The following is a 17942-nucleotide window of genomic DNA, read 5'->3' on the forward strand; positions in this document are numbered from 1 at the left end:
TTGTGGTTCCCGCGAGCCCGGAGCGGCCGGACCCGCGTCGGTGGTGCTACGGGTGGTGGGTCGGTGTGGCGACGAGCGGACCGGTCGGCCCGGCCGCCTCGGCGGCGACCCGGCGTCCCACTCCTTCGAGCACGTGCTTGCCGATCAGGTTCCCGGCCGGCAGTTCGATCGGATACTCCCCATCGAAGCACGCCCGGCAGAGCCGGCTCTTCGGCTGCTCGGTCGCGGCGATGAGACCGGGCAGCGATACGTACCCGAGCGTGTCGGCGCCGATCGAGCGCCGGATGCCCTCGTTGTCCAGCCCGTTGGCCAGCAGTTCGGCCCGGGTGGCGAAGTCGATGCCGTAGAAGCAGGGCCAGCTCACCGGCGGCGAGGAGATCCGGACATGGACCTCCAGGGCGCCCGCCTCGCGCAGCAACCGGACGATCGCCCGCTGGGTGGTGCCGCGGACGATCGAGTCGTCCACCACCACCAGGCGCTTGCCGCGTACGTTCTGCCGCAGCGGGTTCAGCTTCAGCCGGACGCCGAGCGCGCGCAGCGTCTGCGAGGGCTGGATGAAGGTGCGCCCGACGTACGGGTTCTTCATCAGGCCCTGGCCGTAGGTGATGCCTGATTCCTCGGCGTAGCCGATCGCGGCCGGCGTGCCGGACTCCGGCACCGGGATCACCAGGTCGGCCTCGACCGGGTGCTCCTTGGCGAGCTGACGGCCGATCTGCACCCGCGCGGCGTGCACGTTACGGCCGGCGATGGTGGCGTCCGGCCGGGCGATGTACACGTACTCGAAGAGGCAGCCCTTGGGCTCGGGCGCGGCGAACCGGCTGGAGCGCAGCCCGTTCTCGTCGATGGCGATCAGCTCGCCCGGCTCGACCTCGCGGACCACGCTCGCGCCGACGATGTCCAGCGCGGCGGTCTCGCTGGCCACCACCCAGCCGCGTTCGAGCCGGCCGAGCACCAGCGGGCGTACGCCGTGCGCGTCGCGCGCCGCGTAGAGCGTCGACTCATCCATGAAAACGAAGCTGAACGCGCCGCGCAGTTGCGGCAGCACCTCCAGCGCCGCCGCCTCGACCGACAGGTCGGGCCGGCTGGCCAGCAGCATCGTCACCAGCGAGGTGTCGTTCGTCGAGCCGTCCGGGTCGAGCCCGCGCACTGCGGCCTCGCGCTGCAGCTCGGCGGTGTTGACCAGGTTGCCGTTGTGCGCCAGCGCGATGGTGGTGCCGGCGCTGGTGGCGCGGATCGTCGGCTGGGCGTTCTCCCAGGTCGAGCCGCCGGTGGTGGAGTAGCGCGCGTGCCCGATCGCGACGTGCCCGCGCAGGCTCGCCAGCGTCGGCTCGTCGAACACCTGGGCGACCAGGCCGAGATCCTTGTAGACCACGACGCCGGAACCGTCGCTCACTGCGATGCCCGCGGCCTCCTGGCCCCGGTGCTGGAGGGCGTAGAGCCCGAAGTAGGTGAGGTTGGCGACCTCTTCCCCGGGGGCCCAGACGCCGAAGACGCCGCACGCGTCCTGGGGGCCGGGTCGCTCGGGGTCAAGGTCGTGGCTCAGCCGGCCATCGCCTCGGGGCACCTGCCGCTCCCTCTTGGTGGGGTCTGGACTGGCCTGGCGGAGTCGGGGGTCAGCTCCGCACGCTATGGGCCGGGACCGTCGTCGGGTCTCAGTGTACGCGAACAGCAGTCGATACCGACAGTCACGGAGTCCCCGCTCAGGGTGAGTGCGGGTTGCGGCCGCCCGCCGGCTAAATCGGGAGGTACGCGGAAAGGTCGGCCCGGTTCCCCGACACCCGTACGCGACCGTCGGTGACCGCTCGCGCCCAGTCGAGGCGTCCGGTGGCGAGCGCCAGCCACGTCGGCGGGTCCATCTCCACCACGTTCGGGGGCGTGCCGCGGGTGTGTCGTGGACCACTCACGCACTGCACCGCACCGTAGGGTGGGACGCGCACCTCCACCGATCGGCCGGGGGCGCGATCCGTGAGGGCAGCCAAGAGGGTCCGGACCGCCTCCCGGAGGACCGGCCGTTCGGGCGTACGCCCCTCGTCCAGCGCCGCCAGGGCGGCGAGTACCGCTTCGGAATAAGCGTGCGGAGAGGACACGACGGGACGATACGACCCGGCAGAACGCCGCCCTGCGGCGGCCCTGGGTAGAGATGATCCGGTCAGACAAGGCATAGTTGCCGACGGCGTTATTCGTACCGTGAGTGATCAACCTCGGCCGAGCGGCCGGCGGAGAGATCAGACCCGGAAGGCGGTGGACGTGTCAACACACCGACGTGCCTGGAAGCAGCGGGCCGGTGTGGTCGTAGCGCTGGTCTTCGGCGCCCTGCTCACCGTCCCCGCCACCCCCGTCCTGGCCGCACAGATCGTCACCGCGACTAACTCCGTGACGATCGAGGCCGGCCGAAGCAGCGCAGTCACGGTCACGGTTCGCCCGAACAACGGTGAGACCTCTGCCGATATCGACGTGCAGGACCTGCCCGACGGCGTCAACTGCGGAGGCTGCGGCCGGGTCGATTTCAACGGCGAGCAGGACCAGACGGTCACGCTGAACCTGTCGGCTGCCGCCAACGCTCCCGCCAATAACGCCTCAGCACGAATCACGGTGAGCGGCGGGGGCGCGCGTCCGCTCCGTGTCACCGTCAGGGCGGCCGCGCCGCCCACGCCGCAGCAGCCGCAGACCGTCAAGACGGTGTCCGGCAAGGTGGTAAACGCCGACGGCGACCCGATCGAAGGCGCCCTCGTCATGCTGCGCGACAGCGCGGGCAAGGAGCGCCGTACCAACACCAGCGGCAACGGCAACTTCAGCTTCAGCGGCTCCGACTCCAACCCGATCGCGCCCGGCCGGATCGAGGTGGGTGCCTCGACCGACGGCGCCACCCCGGTCGCCAGGTCGATAAACGCCAGCGCCGGCCAGTCCGTGACCGGCGTCCGGCTCAGCATTCAGCTGCGGGCGTCGGCGAGCCCGAGCGCCACCCCGTCGGCGAGTGAGTCCGCCCCGCCGTCGGACGAGCCGCTCGAGGAGGACCCGGCCGACACCCCGGCCACCGACGCGCCGGCCGCCCAGGAGCCGACCGCGAACGAGGACTCCGGGGGCATGGGCTCCTGGCTGCTGATCCTGCTCGGTGGCCTGTTCGTCGCCGTCGGTGTGGGCACCATCGTGCTGCTCTACATGCGGCGCAAGAACGAGGGCGACGACGGTGACGGCGACGGCCCGGGTGGACCGGTCGGTCCGGGTGGCCCCGGCGGCGCCGCCGCGGCCGGCGCGATCCCCGCGGCCCGGGGCGCCTACCACGGCACCGACGACCAGACCCGCGTCGTGAACGGCATGGGCGCCGGACCGGCGGCGACGATGGTCGGCGGCCCGTCGATCAGCGACGCCCCCACCATGCTCCAGCGGCCGGTCGTGGACGACGTCCCACCGGACCCGTACGGCGCACCGCCCGGACCGGCGTACGGCGTCGGCGCGGGACAGGCCGGGTACGGCTACGGCGACGACGCGCCCGGTCAGGGCGGCTACGGCGCCGGCAACGGCTACGGCGACGCGCCCGCCTCCGGCGGCGGATACGGCACCGCCCCCTCCTCGGGCGGCGGCTACGGCAACGGTCCGTCCTCCGGGGCCGGCTACGGCAGCCCGGACTACGCCGCGGGCGCCGCGGCCGGCGCGGCCGGATACGCGGCCCAGGGCGGCGGCTACGGCAACGAGCGCTTCGACGAGCCCACCGGCCGCTACACCGGCGACAGCACGCAGTACGCGCCGGCGGCCGACCCGTACCCGACCAGCACCTACCAGCCGGAGCAGGACCGCGGGTACGACCAGTCCGGCCCGGCCGGGTACGGCCGCGACGCGGAGCAGGGTGACGGCTACCGCTCCGGCGGCGGGTACGGCGCAGCCTCGGGTGGCTACGACAACGCGCCCACCGGCGGCTACGACAGCGGCCGCCAGCAGGGCGGTTACGGCGACGCCCCGGCGGGCGGCTACGGCGGCGCCGGTGGCTACGGCGACGCCCCGGCCGGCGGGTACGGCGACGCGGGCTACGGCGGTGGCCGGGCCACCGGTGGATACGGCGACGCCCCGGCCGGTGGCTACGACAGCGCGCCCGCAGGCGGGTACGACGCCCCGGCCGGTGGCTACGACGCCGGCCGCCAGCAGGGCGGCTACGGCGACGCTCCGGCCGGTGGATACGACAGCCCGGCCGGTGGCTACGACGCCGGCCGCCAGCAGGGCGGCTACGACAACGCCCCGGCCGGTGGCGGCTACGGCAGCACCGGCGGATACGACGGCGGGCACCAGGCGGGCGGATACGGCCAGCAGGGCGGCGGATACGGCGACGGCTACAGCCAGTCCCCGCAGGGTGGCTACGGCCAGCAGGGTGGTTACGGCCAGGAGCCGCCGCAGCAGCGCGGTGGCGGCTACGACAACGCCTACCCCAACGACCCGGCGCAGGCCGGTCGCGCCCGCCCGGACGCGCAGGGGGACCGCGGCGGCCGGCGTCTCGACTGGCTGGACGACTGACAGGCACCAGCACGCATGACTGTGGCCGCCCGCGTTCGCGGGCGGCCACAGTCGTTGGTTGATACCCCGTCGCGCGGGTGGTGGAGCCGGTGACTCAGGCGGCGGCGAAGTAGTCCTGGCGCAGCACCGGCACCACGTCGGAGACGCCGACCTCGGTCGCGACGTCGACGTCCTCGGCGAAGCCACCCTCGGCGAGTTCCCGGCCGGACACGCACCCCCGCACCGCCGCCGGCACATCAGGGGTGCTGGCGAGCGCGGCCAGCGCCATCGCTGCCTCCACCGAAAGTCCGCCGGGCACCCCGGCGAGCGCGTCGAGCACGCAGGCCGCGCCGAGCTGGTCCTCCACGCAGGGCCGCAGTGACCCGTCGGGCCAGCGCTCCCCGGCCGCCACCACACCCACGGGAGCGTCGGTCGAGCCGTACCCCTGGGTGCGGAGCCAGCGCCCGACGGCGCGCGCGTTGCGCAGGCAGGCCGCGACCACCGGCACTCCGGTGGCGCTCGCGGCGACGCTGATCGCCGAGCCGTTCGGCGACGGCAGCACCAGGTCGGCGACGACGGGCGCGGCCCGCAGCGCCGCCGGGGAGAGCGACCACGGGTGCTCCGCTGTCGTCCTCCGGCGGCCCACCGCGGCTACGGCGCCGACCCGGCGGGCGTAGTCGGCGGCCTGCTCGCCCCACGGGAACGGGTGCACCCGCATGCCGCGGCTCACCGCCACCTCCACGGCGGTGGTGAACGACAGCACGTCCACCACCACCAGGGCGGCGCAGACCCGGCCGAGCTCCGCCGCCCCGGTCAGTCCCCAGTCGAAGCGGGCACCGGCGCCGGGCTGGGCGAAAACGGCCAAGGCCGGGGCCTCAGCGCCGGTCCGGCGCCGGCTCACCGGGAGCCGGGCCGTCGGACCCGTCGGCAGGCGCCGAAGCGTCCTGCGCCGGGGTCGCGTCGGCGGCCGGCGCGGTCTCGTCGGAATCCGCGTCGGACGCGGCCGGAGCGGAGTCGGTGGCGGCCGGCGCGGGCGCCTCGGCCGGCGAGGCGTCCGTGCCCGTCTCGGCGATCGGCTCGGAGGCGACCTCGGCCGGGTCCACGCCGACCGGCTGCTCGGCGGTGGCCGGAAGCACGGTGGTGGTCCCGGTACGGGTCGCCGCCACCTCCACCCGCGCCGCCTCGGCCGCGCCGAACAGGCGCGGCAGCGTGCCGCTGTGCGCCTCGCGCAGCTCGTCCAGGCCGATCCGGAACTGGCCGTGCACCTCCAGCGCGCCGGAGGCCGGGTCGGTGACGCCGATGAACTCCCACGGCACGCCGCGCTCGGCGCAGAGGGCGGTGAACGCCTTCTCGTGCCCGCGCGGCACCGACACCAGCGCCCGGCCGGCGGACTCGCTGAACAGGAACACGAACGGCATCGAGCCACCGGCGAAGTGCTCCGGCACCACGACCCGGGCGCCGACGCCGCGGCGCAGGGCCGACTCGACCAGGCTCTGCGCCAGGCCGCCGTCGGAGAGGTCGTGCGCCGAGCTGAGGTGACCGACGCGGGCCGCCTCGGCCAGCAGCTCGGCGAGCTGCCGCTCACGGGCCAGGTCGACCTGCGGCGGGATGCCGCCCAGGTGCTCGTGGGTCACCCAGGCCCACTCCGAGCCGGACAGCTCGACGTGCGTCTCGCCCAGCAGGAAGAGCTGGTCGTGGTCGCCGGCCGCGCGGGGCACGAAGCCCATCGGCACCCGGTTCGCCACGTCGTCGAGCACGCCGAGCACGCCGACCACCGGGGTCGGGTGGATGGCCGCGGCGCCGGTCTGGTTGTAGAAGCTGACGTTGCCGCCGGTCACCGGGATGCCCAGCTCCAGGCAGCCGTCCGCCAGGCCGCGTACGGCCTCGGCGAACTGCCACATCACGCCCGGGTCCTCCGGCGAGCCGAAGTTCAGGCAGTTGGTGACCGCGATCGGCTTCGCGCCGGTCACCGCCACGTTCCGGTACGCCTCGGCCAGCGCCAGCTTCGTGCCGTGGTACGGGTCGAGGCGGGCGTACCGGCCGTTGCCGTCGACGGAGAGCGCGACGCCGAGGCCGCTGCGCTCGTCGATCCGGATCACGCCGGAGTCCTCCGGCTGGGCGAGCACGGTGTTGCCGAGCACGTAGCGGTCGTACTGCTCGGTGATCCAGGTCTTGTCGGCCAGGTTGGGCGACGCGATCATGCGCAGCACGGTCTCCCGGAGCGCCTCCGGGGTGTTCGGCCGGGGCAGCGTCTCGGCGCGGTCGGCCTGGAGCAGGATCAGGTCGGCCGGCTCGCGCATCGGCCGGGCGTAGACCGGGCCGTCGTCGACGAGCGAGCCCGGCGGCACGTCCACCACGAGCTGGTCACGCCAGGTGACGACCAGGCGGCCCGGCTGGCCGTCCGGGGACGGCGCGGTGACCTCGCCGATGGCGGTGGCCCAGACGCCCCACTTCTCGGCGGTCTTGAGGACCGCGTCGAGCTTGTCCGGCGACACGACGAGCAGCATCCGCTCCTGGGACTCGCTGGCCAGGATCTCGTGCGGCTCCATCGACGGCTCGCGCAGCGGCACCCGCTCCAGCCACACCCGCATGCCGGTGCCGGCGGAGGCGGCGGTCTCGGTGAGCGCGCAGGTCAGGCCGGCGCCGCCGAGGTCCTGGATGCCGACGACCAGTTCGGCGTCGTACAGCTCCAGGCACGCCTCGATGAGCAGCTTCTCCATGAAGGGGTCGCCGACCTGCACGGACGGGCGGCGCTGCTCGCTGCCCTCGTCGAAGGTGGCGCTGGCCAGCACCGACACGCCGCCGATGCCGTCGCGGCCGGTCTTGGCGCCCACCAGGACCACGATGTTGCCGGGGCCGGTGGCGTCCTTCTTCTGCAGGCGGTCGACCGGCAGCACGCCCAGGCAGAGCGCGTTGACCAGCGGGTTGCCCTGGTAGCAGGGGTCGAAGACGACCTCGCCGCCGATGTTGGGCAGGCCGAGGCAGTTGCCGTAGCCACCGACGCCGGCGACCACGCCGGGCAGCACCCGGGCGGTGTCCGGGTGGTCGGCCGCGCCGAAGCGCAGCGGGTCCATCACGGCGACCGGGCGCGCGCCCATGGCGAGGATGTCGCGGACGATGCCGCCGACGCCGGTCGCCGCGCCCTGGTACGGCTCGACGAAGCTCGGGTGGTTGTGCGACTCGACCTTGAAGGTCACCGCCAGCTCGTCGGAGACCTGGACCACGCCGGCGTTCTCCCCGATGCCGGCGAGCAGCCGGTCGCTCGGCGGGGCCTTCTCGCCGAACTGGCGCAGGTGCACCTTGCTCGACTTGTAGGAGCAGTGCTCGCTCCACATGATCGAGTACATGGCCAGCTCGGCCTGGGTGGGCCGGCGGCCGAGGATGTGCCGGATCCGGTCGTACTCGTCGTCGCGGAGGCCCAGCTCGGCGTACGGCTGAAGCTCTTCCGGCGTCTCGGCGGCCCGGGGGACGGTGTCCACGCCCGGCGCCCACTCGTCGGTCGGGCCGCCCTGCGGCTCCCGCAGGGCCGGGTCCGGATGGGTGGTCATGACGTCTCCTTGTTGCGCTCGCCGCCCGTGCGGCGGGTGAGCCGACCGATGATCACGGCCACCATCACGCCGGCGCTCCCACCAGGTGCTTGAGCACCGAGGTGAAGAAGCCGAGGCCGTCCAGGGACGGGCCGGTGAGCGCCTCCACCGCGTGCTCGGGGTGCGGCATGATGCCGACCACGTTGCCGGCCTCGTTGGTGATCGCGGCGATGTCGCGCAGCGATCCGTTGGGGTTGCCGCCGACGTAGCGGGCGACGACGCGGCGCTGGATCTCCAGCCGGTCGAGCGTCGCGGCGTCCGCGACGTAGCAGCCCTCGCCGTTCTTGACCGGGACGAGCACCTCCTGGCCCGGCTGGAACGCGTTGGTCCAGGCGGTGCCGGTGGCCTCGATCCGCAGGACCTGGTCCCGGTTGCGGAAGTGCAGGTGCTGGTTGCGGGTGAGCGCGCCGGGCAGCAGGTGCGCCTCGCAGAGGATCTGGAAGCCGTTGCAGATGCCGAGGACCGGCAGGCCACCTCGCGCGGCCTGGACGATCGTCTCCATCACCGGGGCGAACCGGGCGATGGCGCCGCAGCGCAGGTAGTCACCGTAGGAGAAGCCGCCGGGCAGGACGACGGCGTCCACCCCGTGCAGGTCCGGGTCGCCGTGCCAGAGCCGGACCGCCTCGGCGCCGGCGATCCGCACGGCGCGGGCCGCGTCCCCGTCGTCGAGCGAGCCGGGGAAGGTCACCACACCGACCCGGGCGGTCACGACTGCGCGCCCGCGGTCTCGTCGGTGTTTACCACGCGGACGGTGAAGTCCTCGATGACCGGGTTGGCCAGCAGCTTGTCGGCGATCTCGCGGGCCCGGTCCAGGTCCGGTTCGCCGGTGAACTCGATCTCGATCCGCCTGCCGATCCGAACCGAGGCGACGTCGCTGACGCCGAGCCGGGGCAGCGCGTTCGCGACGGCCTGGCCCTGCGGATCGAGGATCTCGGGCTTGAGCATGACGTCGACTACGACGCGAGGCACGGGGCACTCCTGACTGTGTACGCAGTTGGGTGCCGGCCCACTATCGGGCGAGCGCAGCCAGCCTACCTGGCAGATACCGCCCGGCCCGAACCGGCCGGGGGCAGTTCCGGCAGTGCCGGGCGGGACCGGCGACGCCGGCCGGGCACCGTTGCCCGTTCGTTGCTGCGTCGATGCGAATTCGTTGCGCTCGGTGCCTGTGGGTGACCCTCCGCACCCCCCTCTACCAGGCATTCTGCTGCGAAACGCCCCAGCTTGGACAGGTATCCGACACCACGTCGACGCGACACGCGGCGGACGTCACGCCATCGGCGTTTTTCGATTCATCTCTTGTGACACCGCGAGGCACGCCCGTAGCATGCATCGTCAGATGTCGATGCACCCGATCGACGTCTCTCGCCGGCTCCCCCGTCCGGCGGGTGTCATTCTGCCCGGCAACCCCGGGCGTCGCGCAGAAGGAGCCCCGACATGCGCCTCCGTCCCCTGCTCGCCGTGCTGACCACCGCGCTGGCCGGTGTCCTGGCCACCGCCTCCGGCGCCGCCGCCGCGCCGGCCGGCCCGCAGCCGATCATCGGTGGCGGCACCGTCTCGTCCGCGCCCTGGGCCGCCGCCGTCTTCAGCAACGGCTCGTTCACCTGCTCCGGCAGCGTGATCGCGCCCCAGTGGGTGCTCACCGCCCGGCACTGCGTCAGCGGCACCATGTCCGTGCGGGTCGGCAGCGTCTACTACGCCTCGGGTGGCGTCACCCGCACCGTGAGCGCCTCCTACACCCGCTACGACCTGGCCCTGCTGCGCCTGTCCAGCACGGTGAGCACCTCCGCCGTCTCGCTCGCCAGCAGCAACCCGCCGGTCGGCTCCACGAACACCATCTACGGCTGGGGCATGACCTGCTACAGCGGTTGCGGCGCGTCGCCCCAGCTCAAGACCGCGAGCGTACGGGTGACCAGCACCAGCGTCACCGACGCGTACGGCGGCCAGGCGATCCGGAGCACCCGGGTCAACGGCAACGCCTGGCGGGGCGACTCGGGTGGCCCGCAGTTCTACAACGGCCAGCAGGTCGGCGTGGCCTCCACCGCCGACGGCCAGAGCATCCAGAACTACGGCAGTGTCGCGTACAACCGGTCCTGGATCGCCTCGACGGCCGGTGTCTGACGGTTGATGCCGATGCGGCGCGGATCGGCCGGGAGCAGCCCGGCCGTCCGCGCCGCGTCGTTTTTCAGCATGCGATCAGCTGAACACGGCTCCCGAACCACCCGGCCGGGGGCTGACAGCATCGGAAACGTGCTGGTCGTGACGACGGATCAACTGCCTGGCTACGAGATCCGCCAGATCCTCGGCGAAGTGGTCTCGTCGATGGCGAGGACCCGCAACCCGTACCGCGAGGGGGTCAAGAACCTGCGCGGTGGCGCATACGACCCGCTGGCGCCGGACAACCTGACCCGGTGGCGTACCGACTCGGTGGCCCGGCTCGGCGAGGAGCAGGGCGGCCTCGGCGCGAACGCGGTGATCGGCATGCGCTTCGACAGCCGCGACTGCGGCGAGATGTGGATGGAGATCTGCGCGTACGGCACGGCGGTGATCGTCGCGCCCAAGATGCCGGACGTCATGCCGCCGGACCAGCCGGCGATCGCGGCCGAGACCGCCCACGACCCGGAGATCGCCTCCGCCCCGGGCGGCATCGCCGAACCGGCCAGCGCCCCCAACCTGAGTTCCGCAGCCGAAACCCCCACCGGCCCCTGACCCCTCGCTTTGCGGCGTCGATCATGAGGTTGACGGCAGGAATGATCTCCCTGAGTGCCGCCAACTTCATGATCGCCGGGGAAAGAGCCTGGGTCAGAGGATGGGGGGTGGGGAGTAGGTGGCGGCCTGGGGGTGGGTCTCCACGACCTTGGTGATCCTCGCGGTCACGCGGTTGACCTGGTCGGCGGCGGCACCAACGAAGGCGTTGCGGTCGGCCACCAGGGTGTCGATCTCGGCCCGGGTCAGGCCCAGCCGGCCGTCGGCGGCCAGGCGGTCGAACAGGTCGTTCTCCGCCGCGCCCTTCTCCCGCATGGCCAGCGCCACGGCGACCGCGTGCTCCTTGATCACCTCGTGCGCGACCTCCCGGCCGACACCCCGGCGTACGGCTGCCACCAGGATCTTCGTGGTGGCGAGGAACGGCAGGAAGCGCTCCAGCTCCCGATTGATCACCGCCGGGTACGGACCGAACTCGTCCAGCACGGTGAGGAACGTCTGGAACAGCCCGTCGGCGGCGAAGAAGGCGTCCGGCAGCGCCACCCGGCGCACCACCGAGCAGGAGACGTCGCCCTCGTTCCACTGGTCACCGGCCAGCTCGCCGACCATCGACAGGTAACCCCTGATGATCACCGCGAAGCCGTTCACCCGCTCCGACGAGCGCGTGTTCATCTTGTGCGGCATGGCGCTGGACCCGACCTGGCCCGGCTTGAAGCCCTCGGTGACCAGCTCCTGGCCCACCATCAGCCGGATCGTGGTGGCCAGCGACGACGGCGCGGCGGCCACCTGGGCCAGCGCGGAGAGCACGTCGAAGTCCAGCGAACGCGGGTAGACCTGGCCGACGCTGTCCAGCACCCGGCTGAAGCCCAGGTGCCCGGCCACCCGCTGCTCCAGCTCGGCCACCTTCCCGGCGTCGCCGTCGAACAGGTCGAGCTGGTCGGCGGCGGTGCCCACCGGCCCCTTGATCCCCCGCAGCGGGTAGCGGCCGATCAGGTCCTCCAGCCGCTCGTACGCGATCAGCAGCTCCTCCGCGGCGGACGCGAAGCGCTTGCCGAGCGTGGTGGCCTGCGCGGCGACGTTGTGCGACCGGCCGGTCATCACCAGCGCCGAGTACTCGCCCGCGTGCCAGCCCAGCCGGGCCAGCGTGGCGACCACCCGGTCCCGGATCAGCTCCAGCGAGGCACGGATCTGGAGCTGCTCGACGTTCTCGGTGAGGTCCCGGGAGGTCATCCCCTTGTGCACGTGCTCGTGCCCGGCGAGCGCGCTGAACTCCTCGATCCGGGCCTTCACGTCGTGCCGGGTGACCCGCTCCCGCGCCGCGATCGAGGCCAGGTCGACGTCGTCGACCACCCGCTCGTACGCCTCGACCACGCCGTCCGGCACCGGCACGCCGAGATCACGCTGGGCCTTGAGCACCGCCAGCCAGAGCCGGCGCTCCATCCGGACCTTCTCCTCCGGCGACCAGAGGGCGACCAGTTCGGGCGAGGCGTACCGGTTGGCGAGCACGTTCGGGATCGTCGTCACGGCCCTCATTCTCGCGTACGGGCTCGCGCCGCCACCGGTCGGCCCGCTGGTGGCGGACGCCCTGGACCGGTCCGGCCCGGGGCGTCCGTCTTATCCGGTCAGGGCAACAGGTTGATCAGATCCGGGTGACCGGCAAGCGCCGTGACCTGCTCCAGAGTGAGCGGCGGGGTCGCGCCACCCTTGACGCCCTTCGGCCAGCGACGCCCGAAGTCTCCGTCCGTCGGCATGTCCGAGGCGCCTCCGGTGTTGGGCCGGTTGTCGATCACCACCTCGACCGTGCCGCGGTCGGGTCGCTGGACGAACACGCTGTAGACCACCGACCCGGCCGGACGGGAGACGATCGTGACGACCCGGTTCCCGTCCGGGCGGGTCGACTCGGTGCACTCGCCGTCATGCGCGTGCGCCCGGTGCGTCGCGGGCGGGAGCGCCCCGACCGTGGCGCAGCTCAGCACCAGCGCCGCGCGGCGCTCCACGATGATCTCCCCGTCGCCGGCCAGCCCGCCTCGCTGCACCATGAAGTTGTACGACAGCGAAGTTGGGCCGTTTAGCCCGAGGCCTCCTTGCTGGAAGGGCAGCAGGTAAATCATCCCGTCCGGTGAGATGGCGTCGAGCGCGGCCATGGGCGCATCCGACGTAGCGCCGTGATTCTCCCACCCGCGGGAATCGAAGGTCTGCGCAGTGGCGGTTCCCGCCGGTGGCCGGGGGGCCAGGACGAGCGACGGCTCCCGTGCAATCTCGATCGTCTGTTCCATCGAGAGCGCCGGCTTGTCCTGCGTGAGATAGAGGCGGACCAGCGTGCCGTCCGGGCGAAGCGACTCGATCAGGTAGCTGTTGCTTCCCGTCGGCCGTGCCGAGTCGGGGCGCGAGCCGAAACCGGTGAGCATCCGCCGGGCTCGCAGGCGCTCGCCACCAGGGAACTCGGTCACCGTGCAGTAGCGGGCGGCGAGCGCGGCGGTCGGGCAGGGCGGCGCGAGCGACCAGGCGAGCTCGCCGTCGCGCACCAACTGAAGGGTGACCTGCGCGGCCCGCTTTCCGACCCGAAACGTGGCGGCATACAGCACCGGTGCGTCGACGTTCAGCCGGCCCTTGGGCTCGAATCCGACCGGGGTCGGGCTGCTCTCCCCGCCCCATCTGGTCAGCCACGTGAAGTCGGATGCCTGCCGGCGCAGGGCGCTGGTCAGAGCAGCGTCGAGACGCGCCGCGTCCGCGGCGGTGCCCGCGACAGTGGTCACGGTGGAAATGGCCGTCGGTGTGGGGGACGGCTCCGGCGCGAGAACGACGGCCCGGTCGACCACGACCGGGATCAGTTGCACGACGGCGACCGGGAGCTTGTCCTCGGCAGTGACGGTCCTGAGGCTCAGGTTCAGAAACGTGCCGTCCCGACGCAGTGCTGTCACACCAGCGCTCTCTGTCCGGCTCGACATCTGATCCCGGAGCTGCGGAGGTACCTCCTGCTCCCAGACCGACCGGTGGTACCTGATCTTCTCGCCGTCCGGACCCGTCTGCTCGCCGCACTCGACGGCGTTCTTGGAACATCCGCGAGCCGCCTCGGCCTGCCAGCTCTTCGCGCCGTCAGGAGTGATCTGCAGGCTCGCGACCAGGTCCACCCCGTCCGCCCGGAAGCTGCCGTTTCCCCGGTAACCGAGGGAGCCGGGGCCCATCACGTTGGAAGCCCACGCGGGGGTGTCAATCACCGGCCCGTCCTTGACCGCCCAGGCCAGGCGCGGCACCGCGCGGGTCAACGCCGCGATCACCGCGGCGTCGATCCGGTCCAGGTCCTGATCGCTGCCGGGAATCGTCGTGACGGCCGGTGCCGGCTTGGCCGGCTGGGCATGCGGCTTGCCGATGAGCGTCGTGGTGCCGACCAGCACTGCCGCCACCACAGCGGCAACAGCCGTCATGCCGCCCCCGATCCGCAGCCGCCGGGCCCGGCGCTGTCCGCTGATCACCCGGTCGACATCCACCGTGGAGACCGGCGGCTCGCCGATCAGGTCGTCGAACAACTGTCGGTACGTCATGACAGCTCCCCTCGGGTCGACGGGATGCCGCCCAGTAGCAGGCGCAACGCCTCCAGGCCGCGTGCGGACTGGCTCTTGACCGTGCCGGTACTGATACCCATGACGTCGGCGGTCTCCTCCACCGACAGGTCGCAGTAGTAGCGGAGCACCAGCACGGCGCGCCGCCGGGGCGGTAGCTGGCCGAGCAGGGCGAGCAGCATGTCGCGTTCGGCGAGCGTGGGCTCCGGCAGGATCATGTCGGCGGTCTCCGGCACCGTGTCGGTGCTGTGCTCGCGCCGCCAGGGCCGCCGCCGCTCGTCCAGCCAGGCGTTTGTGAGCATTCCGCGCACGTACGCGTCGATGTTCTCCGCCGCGCGGACCCGGCGCCAGTGCCGGTAGAGCTTGCCGATCGTGATGGAGACCAGGTCGTCGGCGGTGTGCCACTCGCGGCAGAGGAGGTACGCGGTGCGGCGCAACGACTCCAGCCGGGCGGTGACGAACTGCCGGTACTCGTCTTCCTCGGCCCGGTTCACGTCCCGGAGCCTCTCGTACGCCTCATGCCCAGGTGACGCGGCCGAGCCGCCCTCGGGTTGCTCCGGGCGCCGACGGGAACGTGGAGCAGGGCTGCGGCCGGGACCGCAGCCCTGCCGGAGGCTGTCAGCGCTCCAGGATGGCTGTCACGCCCTGCCCACCGGCCGCGCAGATGGAGATCAGGCCGCGCCCGCTCCCCTTCTGATCAAGCAGCTTGGCCAGCGTGGCGACGATCCGGCCGCCGGTGGCGGCGAACGGGTGCCCGGCCGCCAGCGAGGAGCCGTTGACGTTGAGCTTCTCCCGGTCGATCGAGCCGAGCGGCGCGTCCAGGCCGAGGCGCTCCTTGCAGAACTCCGGCGACTCCCAGGCGGCGAGGGTGGCCAGCACCTGGGAGGCGAACGCCTCGTGGATCTCGTAGAAGTCGAAGTCCTGGAGGCTGAGCCCGGCCCGGGCCAGCATCCGGGGCACCGCGTACGTGGGGGCCATCAGCAGCCCCTCGTCGCCGTGCACGAAGTCGACGGCGGCGGTCTCGGACCAGGAGAACCAGGCGAGCACCGGCAGGTTGTGCGCCTTGGCCCACTCCTCGGACGCGAGCAGGACGGTCGACGCGCCGTCGGTGAGCGGCGAGGAGTTGCCGGCGGTCATGGTGGCCCGCTCGGCGTCCGCGCCGGAGGCGCCGAAGACCGGCTTGAGCGAGCCGAGCTTCTCCAGGCTGGTGTCCGGCCGCAGGTTCTGGTCGCGGGTCAGCCCCAGGTAGGGGGTCATCAGGTCGTCGAAGAACCCCTTGTCGTACGCGGCGGCGAGCCGCTGGTGCGAGCGCAGCGCGAGTTCGTCCTGCGTGGTCCGGTCGACGTTCCAGCGCAGCGCCGTCCGGGCCGCGTGCTCACCCATGGACAGTCCGGTACGCGGCTCGGCGTTGCGCGGGATCTCCGGCTTGAACGGCTGGTGCGGGCGCAGCTTCGCCGCGATCTTGAGCCGTTCGCCGAGCGTACGGGCGGAGTTGAGCTGGAGCAGGGTGCGCCGCATGTCCTCGTTGACGGCGAGTGGCGCGTCCGAGGTGGTGTCGACGCCACCGGCGATGCCGACCTCGATCTGCCCGAGGGCGATCTTGTTGGCGACCAGGATGGCGGCTTCCAGTCCGGTGCCGCATGCCTGCTGGATGTCGTACGCGGGGGTGTGCGGGTCGAGCCGGGAGCCGAGCACCACCTCACGGGTGAGGTTGAAGTCGCGGGAGTGCTTGAGCACCGCGCCGGCCACCACTTCGCCGACCCGCTCGCCGGCCAGCCCGAACCGGGCGACCAGCCCGTCGAGCGCCGCGCCGAGCATGTCGGCGTTCGACGCGTGCGCGTAGCGCGAGTTGGACCGGGCGAAGGGGATGCGGTTGCCCCCGATGACCGCGACCCGCCGGACACTCTGCACGATCGGCCTCCCTCGAAACTGTTGCCCGAACCCTACTCGCCAGTAGGCTACGCCTATGACCGACAGGTACGCGAGCTTCGTCCAGACGGGGGCCGGTCGCGCGCTGGTCAAGCGCCTCGGGCTGCCCGATCCGCCTCGACTGCGCCGGCACACGCCGGGCGACCCGCTCGTTCCCGGGCCGGTCCTGCTCGGCTCCTCGACCGGAGGCCGGATCGCCGAGCCGACCGGCAAGATCCTGACCGCCGCCGGGGTCGAGCTGGCCGATCCGGTCGCCGCCCACGACGCCGACCGCCGCTTCGCGGCCCTGGTGTACGACGCCAGCGGCATCACCGACTCCACCGGGCTGCGCCAGCTGTACGACTTCTTCCACCCGCAGGCCCGCTCGCTGGTGCCGAGCGGCCGGGTGATCGTGCTGGGCACGCCGCCGGCCGAGTGCGGCTCCCCTCGGGAGGCTACCGCCCAGCGCGCGCTGGAGGGCCTGACCCGCAGCATCGGCAAGGAGTTCGGCCGGGGCGTCACGGCCCAACTGGTCTACGTGACACGCGAGGGTGACGCCGGTACCCCGGTGAGCCTGGAGTCCACGCTCCGGTTCCTGCTCTCCGGCCGGTCCGCGTACGTCTCGGGCCAGGTGATCCGGGTCGGCGCCGGCACCGCCGTCGCGCCGGCCGACTGGGACCGGCCGCTGGACGGGCAGGTGGTGCTGGTGACCGGCGCGGCGCGGGGCATCGGCGCGGCGCTGGCGAAGGTGCTGGCCCGCGACGGCGCGCAGGTGGTGGCGCTGGACATCCCCGCGGCCGGGGACGAGCTGGCCGCCGTCGCCAACGACATCGGCGGCAGCGCGGTGCAGCTCGACCTGACCGCGCCGGATGCGCCGACCCGGCTGGCGGAGCACCTGGCGTCCCGGCACGGGCGGGTCGACGTGGTGGTGCACAACGCGGGCATCACCCGGGACAAGACGCTGGGCCGGATGGACGCCGACCGGTGGGACTCGGTGATCGACGTGAACCTGTCCAGCCAGGAGCGGATCAACGACGTACTGCTGGAACGCGACCTGATCCCGGCCGGCGGCCGGATCGTCTCGGTCTCGTCGATCGCCGGGATCGCCGGCAACCGGGGGCAGACCAACTACGCGACCAGCAAGGCCGGCGTGATCGGCCTGGTCGACTCGCTCTCCCCGGTGCTGCGCGAGCGCGGGATCAGCCTGAACGCGGTGGCGCCGGGCTTCATCGAGACGCGGCTGACCGCGCGTATCCCGTTGACCATCCGCGAGGCGGGACGGCGGATGAACAGCATGGCCCAGGGCGGCCTGCCGGTGGACGTGGCCGAGACGATCGGCTGGCTCTCCTGGCCGGCGAGCGGCGCGGTCAGCGGCAACGTGGTCCGGGTCTGCGGCCAGAGCCTCCTGGGGGCGTGATGGCACCCCGTGACCACGAGGACGACGACCTGACCCTGCACGACCTGATCGAGGGCCCCACCCGCGACCTCACGGCCGCCCGAGCCGCCGCCCTGGCCCGCACCAACGCCGCCACCCGCCCCACCTCCGACGATCATGAAGTTGACGGCACTTCTGGAGATCCACAAGGCAGCCAACCTCATGATCGACGGGGTGAAGGAGCGGTGGGGCGGCGGCGGGTGGAGTTGGACGGGCTGCCTGCCAGTGGGGCGCTTTATCGGCGGGCGCTACTCGGGGTCGTTCCGGGGG

General features: G+C 72.7%; 14 protein-coding genes. 4 read left to right on the forward strand and 10 right to left on the reverse strand.

The features are described from left to right. Positions 1 to 46: 46 nt before the first annotated feature. Together purF and BAW75_RS11175 are read right to left on the reverse strand one after the other, a co-directional pair. Positions 47 to 1564, reverse strand: coding sequence for an amidophosphoribosyltransferase (gene purF / locus BAW75_RS11170; protein ID WP_043330756.1), 1518 nt, complete (start codon positions 1562 to 1564; stop codon positions 47 to 49). A gap of 169 nt (positions 1565 to 1733) precedes the next feature. Next, positions 1734 to 2087: a sterol carrier family protein gene (locus BAW75_RS11175; protein ID WP_043327538.1), complete on the reverse strand. Its 354-nt coding sequence runs from the start codon at positions 2085 to 2087 to the stop codon at positions 1734 to 1736. A gap of 160 nt (positions 2088 to 2247) precedes the next feature. Between BAW75_RS11175 and BAW75_RS11180 the strand changes: the two genes are divergently transcribed. Further along, positions 2248 to 4503 (forward strand): carboxypeptidase-like regulatory domain-containing protein, encoded by a 2256-nt coding sequence (locus BAW75_RS11180; protein WP_104113538.1) that lies wholly within the window; start codon positions 2248 to 2250, stop codon positions 4501 to 4503. Positions 4504 to 4597: 94 nt separating this feature from the next. Here BAW75_RS11180 and BAW75_RS11185 read toward each other — a convergent pair whose 3' ends face one another. From BAW75_RS11185 to purS, 4 genes are all read right to left on the reverse strand, one after another. Next, on the reverse strand, positions 4598 to 5347 hold the full coding sequence (locus BAW75_RS11185) for a 2-phosphosulfolactate phosphatase (RefSeq protein WP_104113539.1): 750 nt from the start codon (positions 5345 to 5347) through the stop codon (positions 4598 to 4600). A 10-nt stretch (positions 5348 to 5357) separates the two neighbouring features. After that, positions 5358 to 8030 carry a phosphoribosylformylglycinamidine synthase subunit PurL gene (purL, locus tag BAW75_RS11190; RefSeq protein ID WP_104113524.1) on the reverse strand — a complete coding sequence of 891 codons (2673 nt, stop codon included), beginning with the start codon at positions 8028 to 8030 and terminating at the stop codon, positions 5358 to 5360. A 64-nt stretch (positions 8031 to 8094) separates the two neighbouring features. Next, positions 8095 to 8778: a phosphoribosylformylglycinamidine synthase subunit PurQ gene (gene purQ, locus BAW75_RS11195; protein WP_104113525.1), complete on the reverse strand. Its 684-nt coding sequence runs from the start codon at positions 8776 to 8778 to the stop codon at positions 8095 to 8097. Then, complete coding sequence (gene purS, locus BAW75_RS11200; protein WP_043327541.1) at positions 8775 to 9038, reverse strand: phosphoribosylformylglycinamidine synthase subunit PurS; 264 nt, start codon at positions 9036 to 9038, stop codon at positions 8775 to 8777. The genes purQ and purS overlap by 4 nt, the downstream gene beginning before the upstream one ends. Before the next feature lie 465 nt (positions 9039 to 9503). Between purS and BAW75_RS11205 the strand changes: the two genes are divergently transcribed. Next, positions 9504 to 10187 (forward strand): S1 family peptidase, encoded by a 684-nt coding sequence (locus tag BAW75_RS11205; protein ID WP_043327542.1) that lies wholly within the window; start codon positions 9504 to 9506, stop codon positions 10185 to 10187. A 12-nt stretch (positions 10188 to 10199) separates the two neighbouring features. After that, positions 10200 to 10775 carry a YbjQ family protein gene (locus BAW75_RS11210; RefSeq protein ID WP_208635229.1) on the forward strand — a complete coding sequence of 192 codons (576 nt, stop codon included), beginning with the start codon at positions 10200 to 10202 and terminating at the stop codon, positions 10773 to 10775. A gap of 93 nt (positions 10776 to 10868) precedes the next feature. On the opposite strand, the gene purB is transcribed toward BAW75_RS11210, so the two are convergent. The 4 genes from purB to BAW75_RS11230 form a co-directional block, all read right to left on the reverse strand. Next, positions 10869 to 12293 carry an adenylosuccinate lyase gene (purB, locus tag BAW75_RS11215; RefSeq protein ID WP_104113526.1) on the reverse strand — a complete coding sequence of 475 codons (1425 nt, stop codon included), beginning with the start codon at positions 12291 to 12293 and terminating at the stop codon, positions 10869 to 10871. Positions 12294 to 12391: 98 nt separating this feature from the next. Next, positions 12392 to 14311, reverse strand: a complete 1920-nt coding sequence (locus BAW75_RS11220; protein WP_104113527.1) for a hypothetical protein — start codon at positions 14309 to 14311, stop codon at positions 12392 to 12394. Next, positions 14308 to 14823 (reverse strand): SigE family RNA polymerase sigma factor, encoded by a 516-nt coding sequence (locus BAW75_RS11225; RefSeq protein ID WP_043327545.1) that lies wholly within the window; start codon positions 14821 to 14823, stop codon positions 14308 to 14310. The genes BAW75_RS11220 and BAW75_RS11225 overlap by 4 nt, the downstream gene beginning before the upstream one ends. A gap of 124 nt (positions 14824 to 14947) precedes the next feature. Beyond that, positions 14948 to 16240 carry an acetyl-CoA C-acetyltransferase gene (locus BAW75_RS11230; RefSeq protein WP_104113528.1) on the reverse strand — a complete coding sequence of 431 codons (1293 nt, stop codon included), beginning with the start codon at positions 16238 to 16240 and terminating at the stop codon, positions 14948 to 14950. Positions 16241 to 16295: 55 nt separating this feature from the next. On the opposite strand from BAW75_RS11230, the gene BAW75_RS11235 reads away from it, so the two are divergent. Continuing rightward, complete coding sequence (locus tag BAW75_RS11235) at positions 16296 to 17654, forward strand: 3-oxoacyl-ACP reductase (RefSeq protein ID WP_104113529.1); 1359 nt, start codon at positions 16296 to 16298, stop codon at positions 17652 to 17654. The last annotated feature ends 288 nt before the right edge of the window (positions 17655 to 17942 follow it).

The sequence above is a fragment of the Micromonospora chalcea genome (assembly GCF_002926165.1).
Lineage (GTDB): Bacteria > Actinomycetota > Actinomycetes > Mycobacteriales > Micromonosporaceae > Micromonospora > Micromonospora chalcea.

Coding starts and splice junctions, on each gene's coding strand:
- BAW75_RS11205 (WP_043327542.1), top strand. CDS start 9,504: ATGCGCCTCCGTCCCCTGCTCGCCGTGCTGACCACCGCGCTGGCCGGT.
- purL (WP_104113524.1), bottom strand. CDS start 8,030: ATGACCACCCATCCGGACCCGGCCCTGCGGGAGCCGCAGGGCGGCCCG.
- BAW75_RS11210 (WP_208635229.1), top strand. CDS start 10,200: ATGCGGCGCGGATCGGCCGGGAGCAGCCCGGCCGTCCGCGCCGCGTCG.
- BAW75_RS11235 (WP_104113529.1), top strand. CDS start 16,296: ATGACCGACAGGTACGCGAGCTTCGTCCAGACGGGGGCCGGTCGCGCG.
- BAW75_RS11220 (WP_104113527.1), bottom strand. CDS start 14,311: ATGACGTACCGACAGTTGTTCGACGACCTGATCGGCGAGCCGCCGGTC.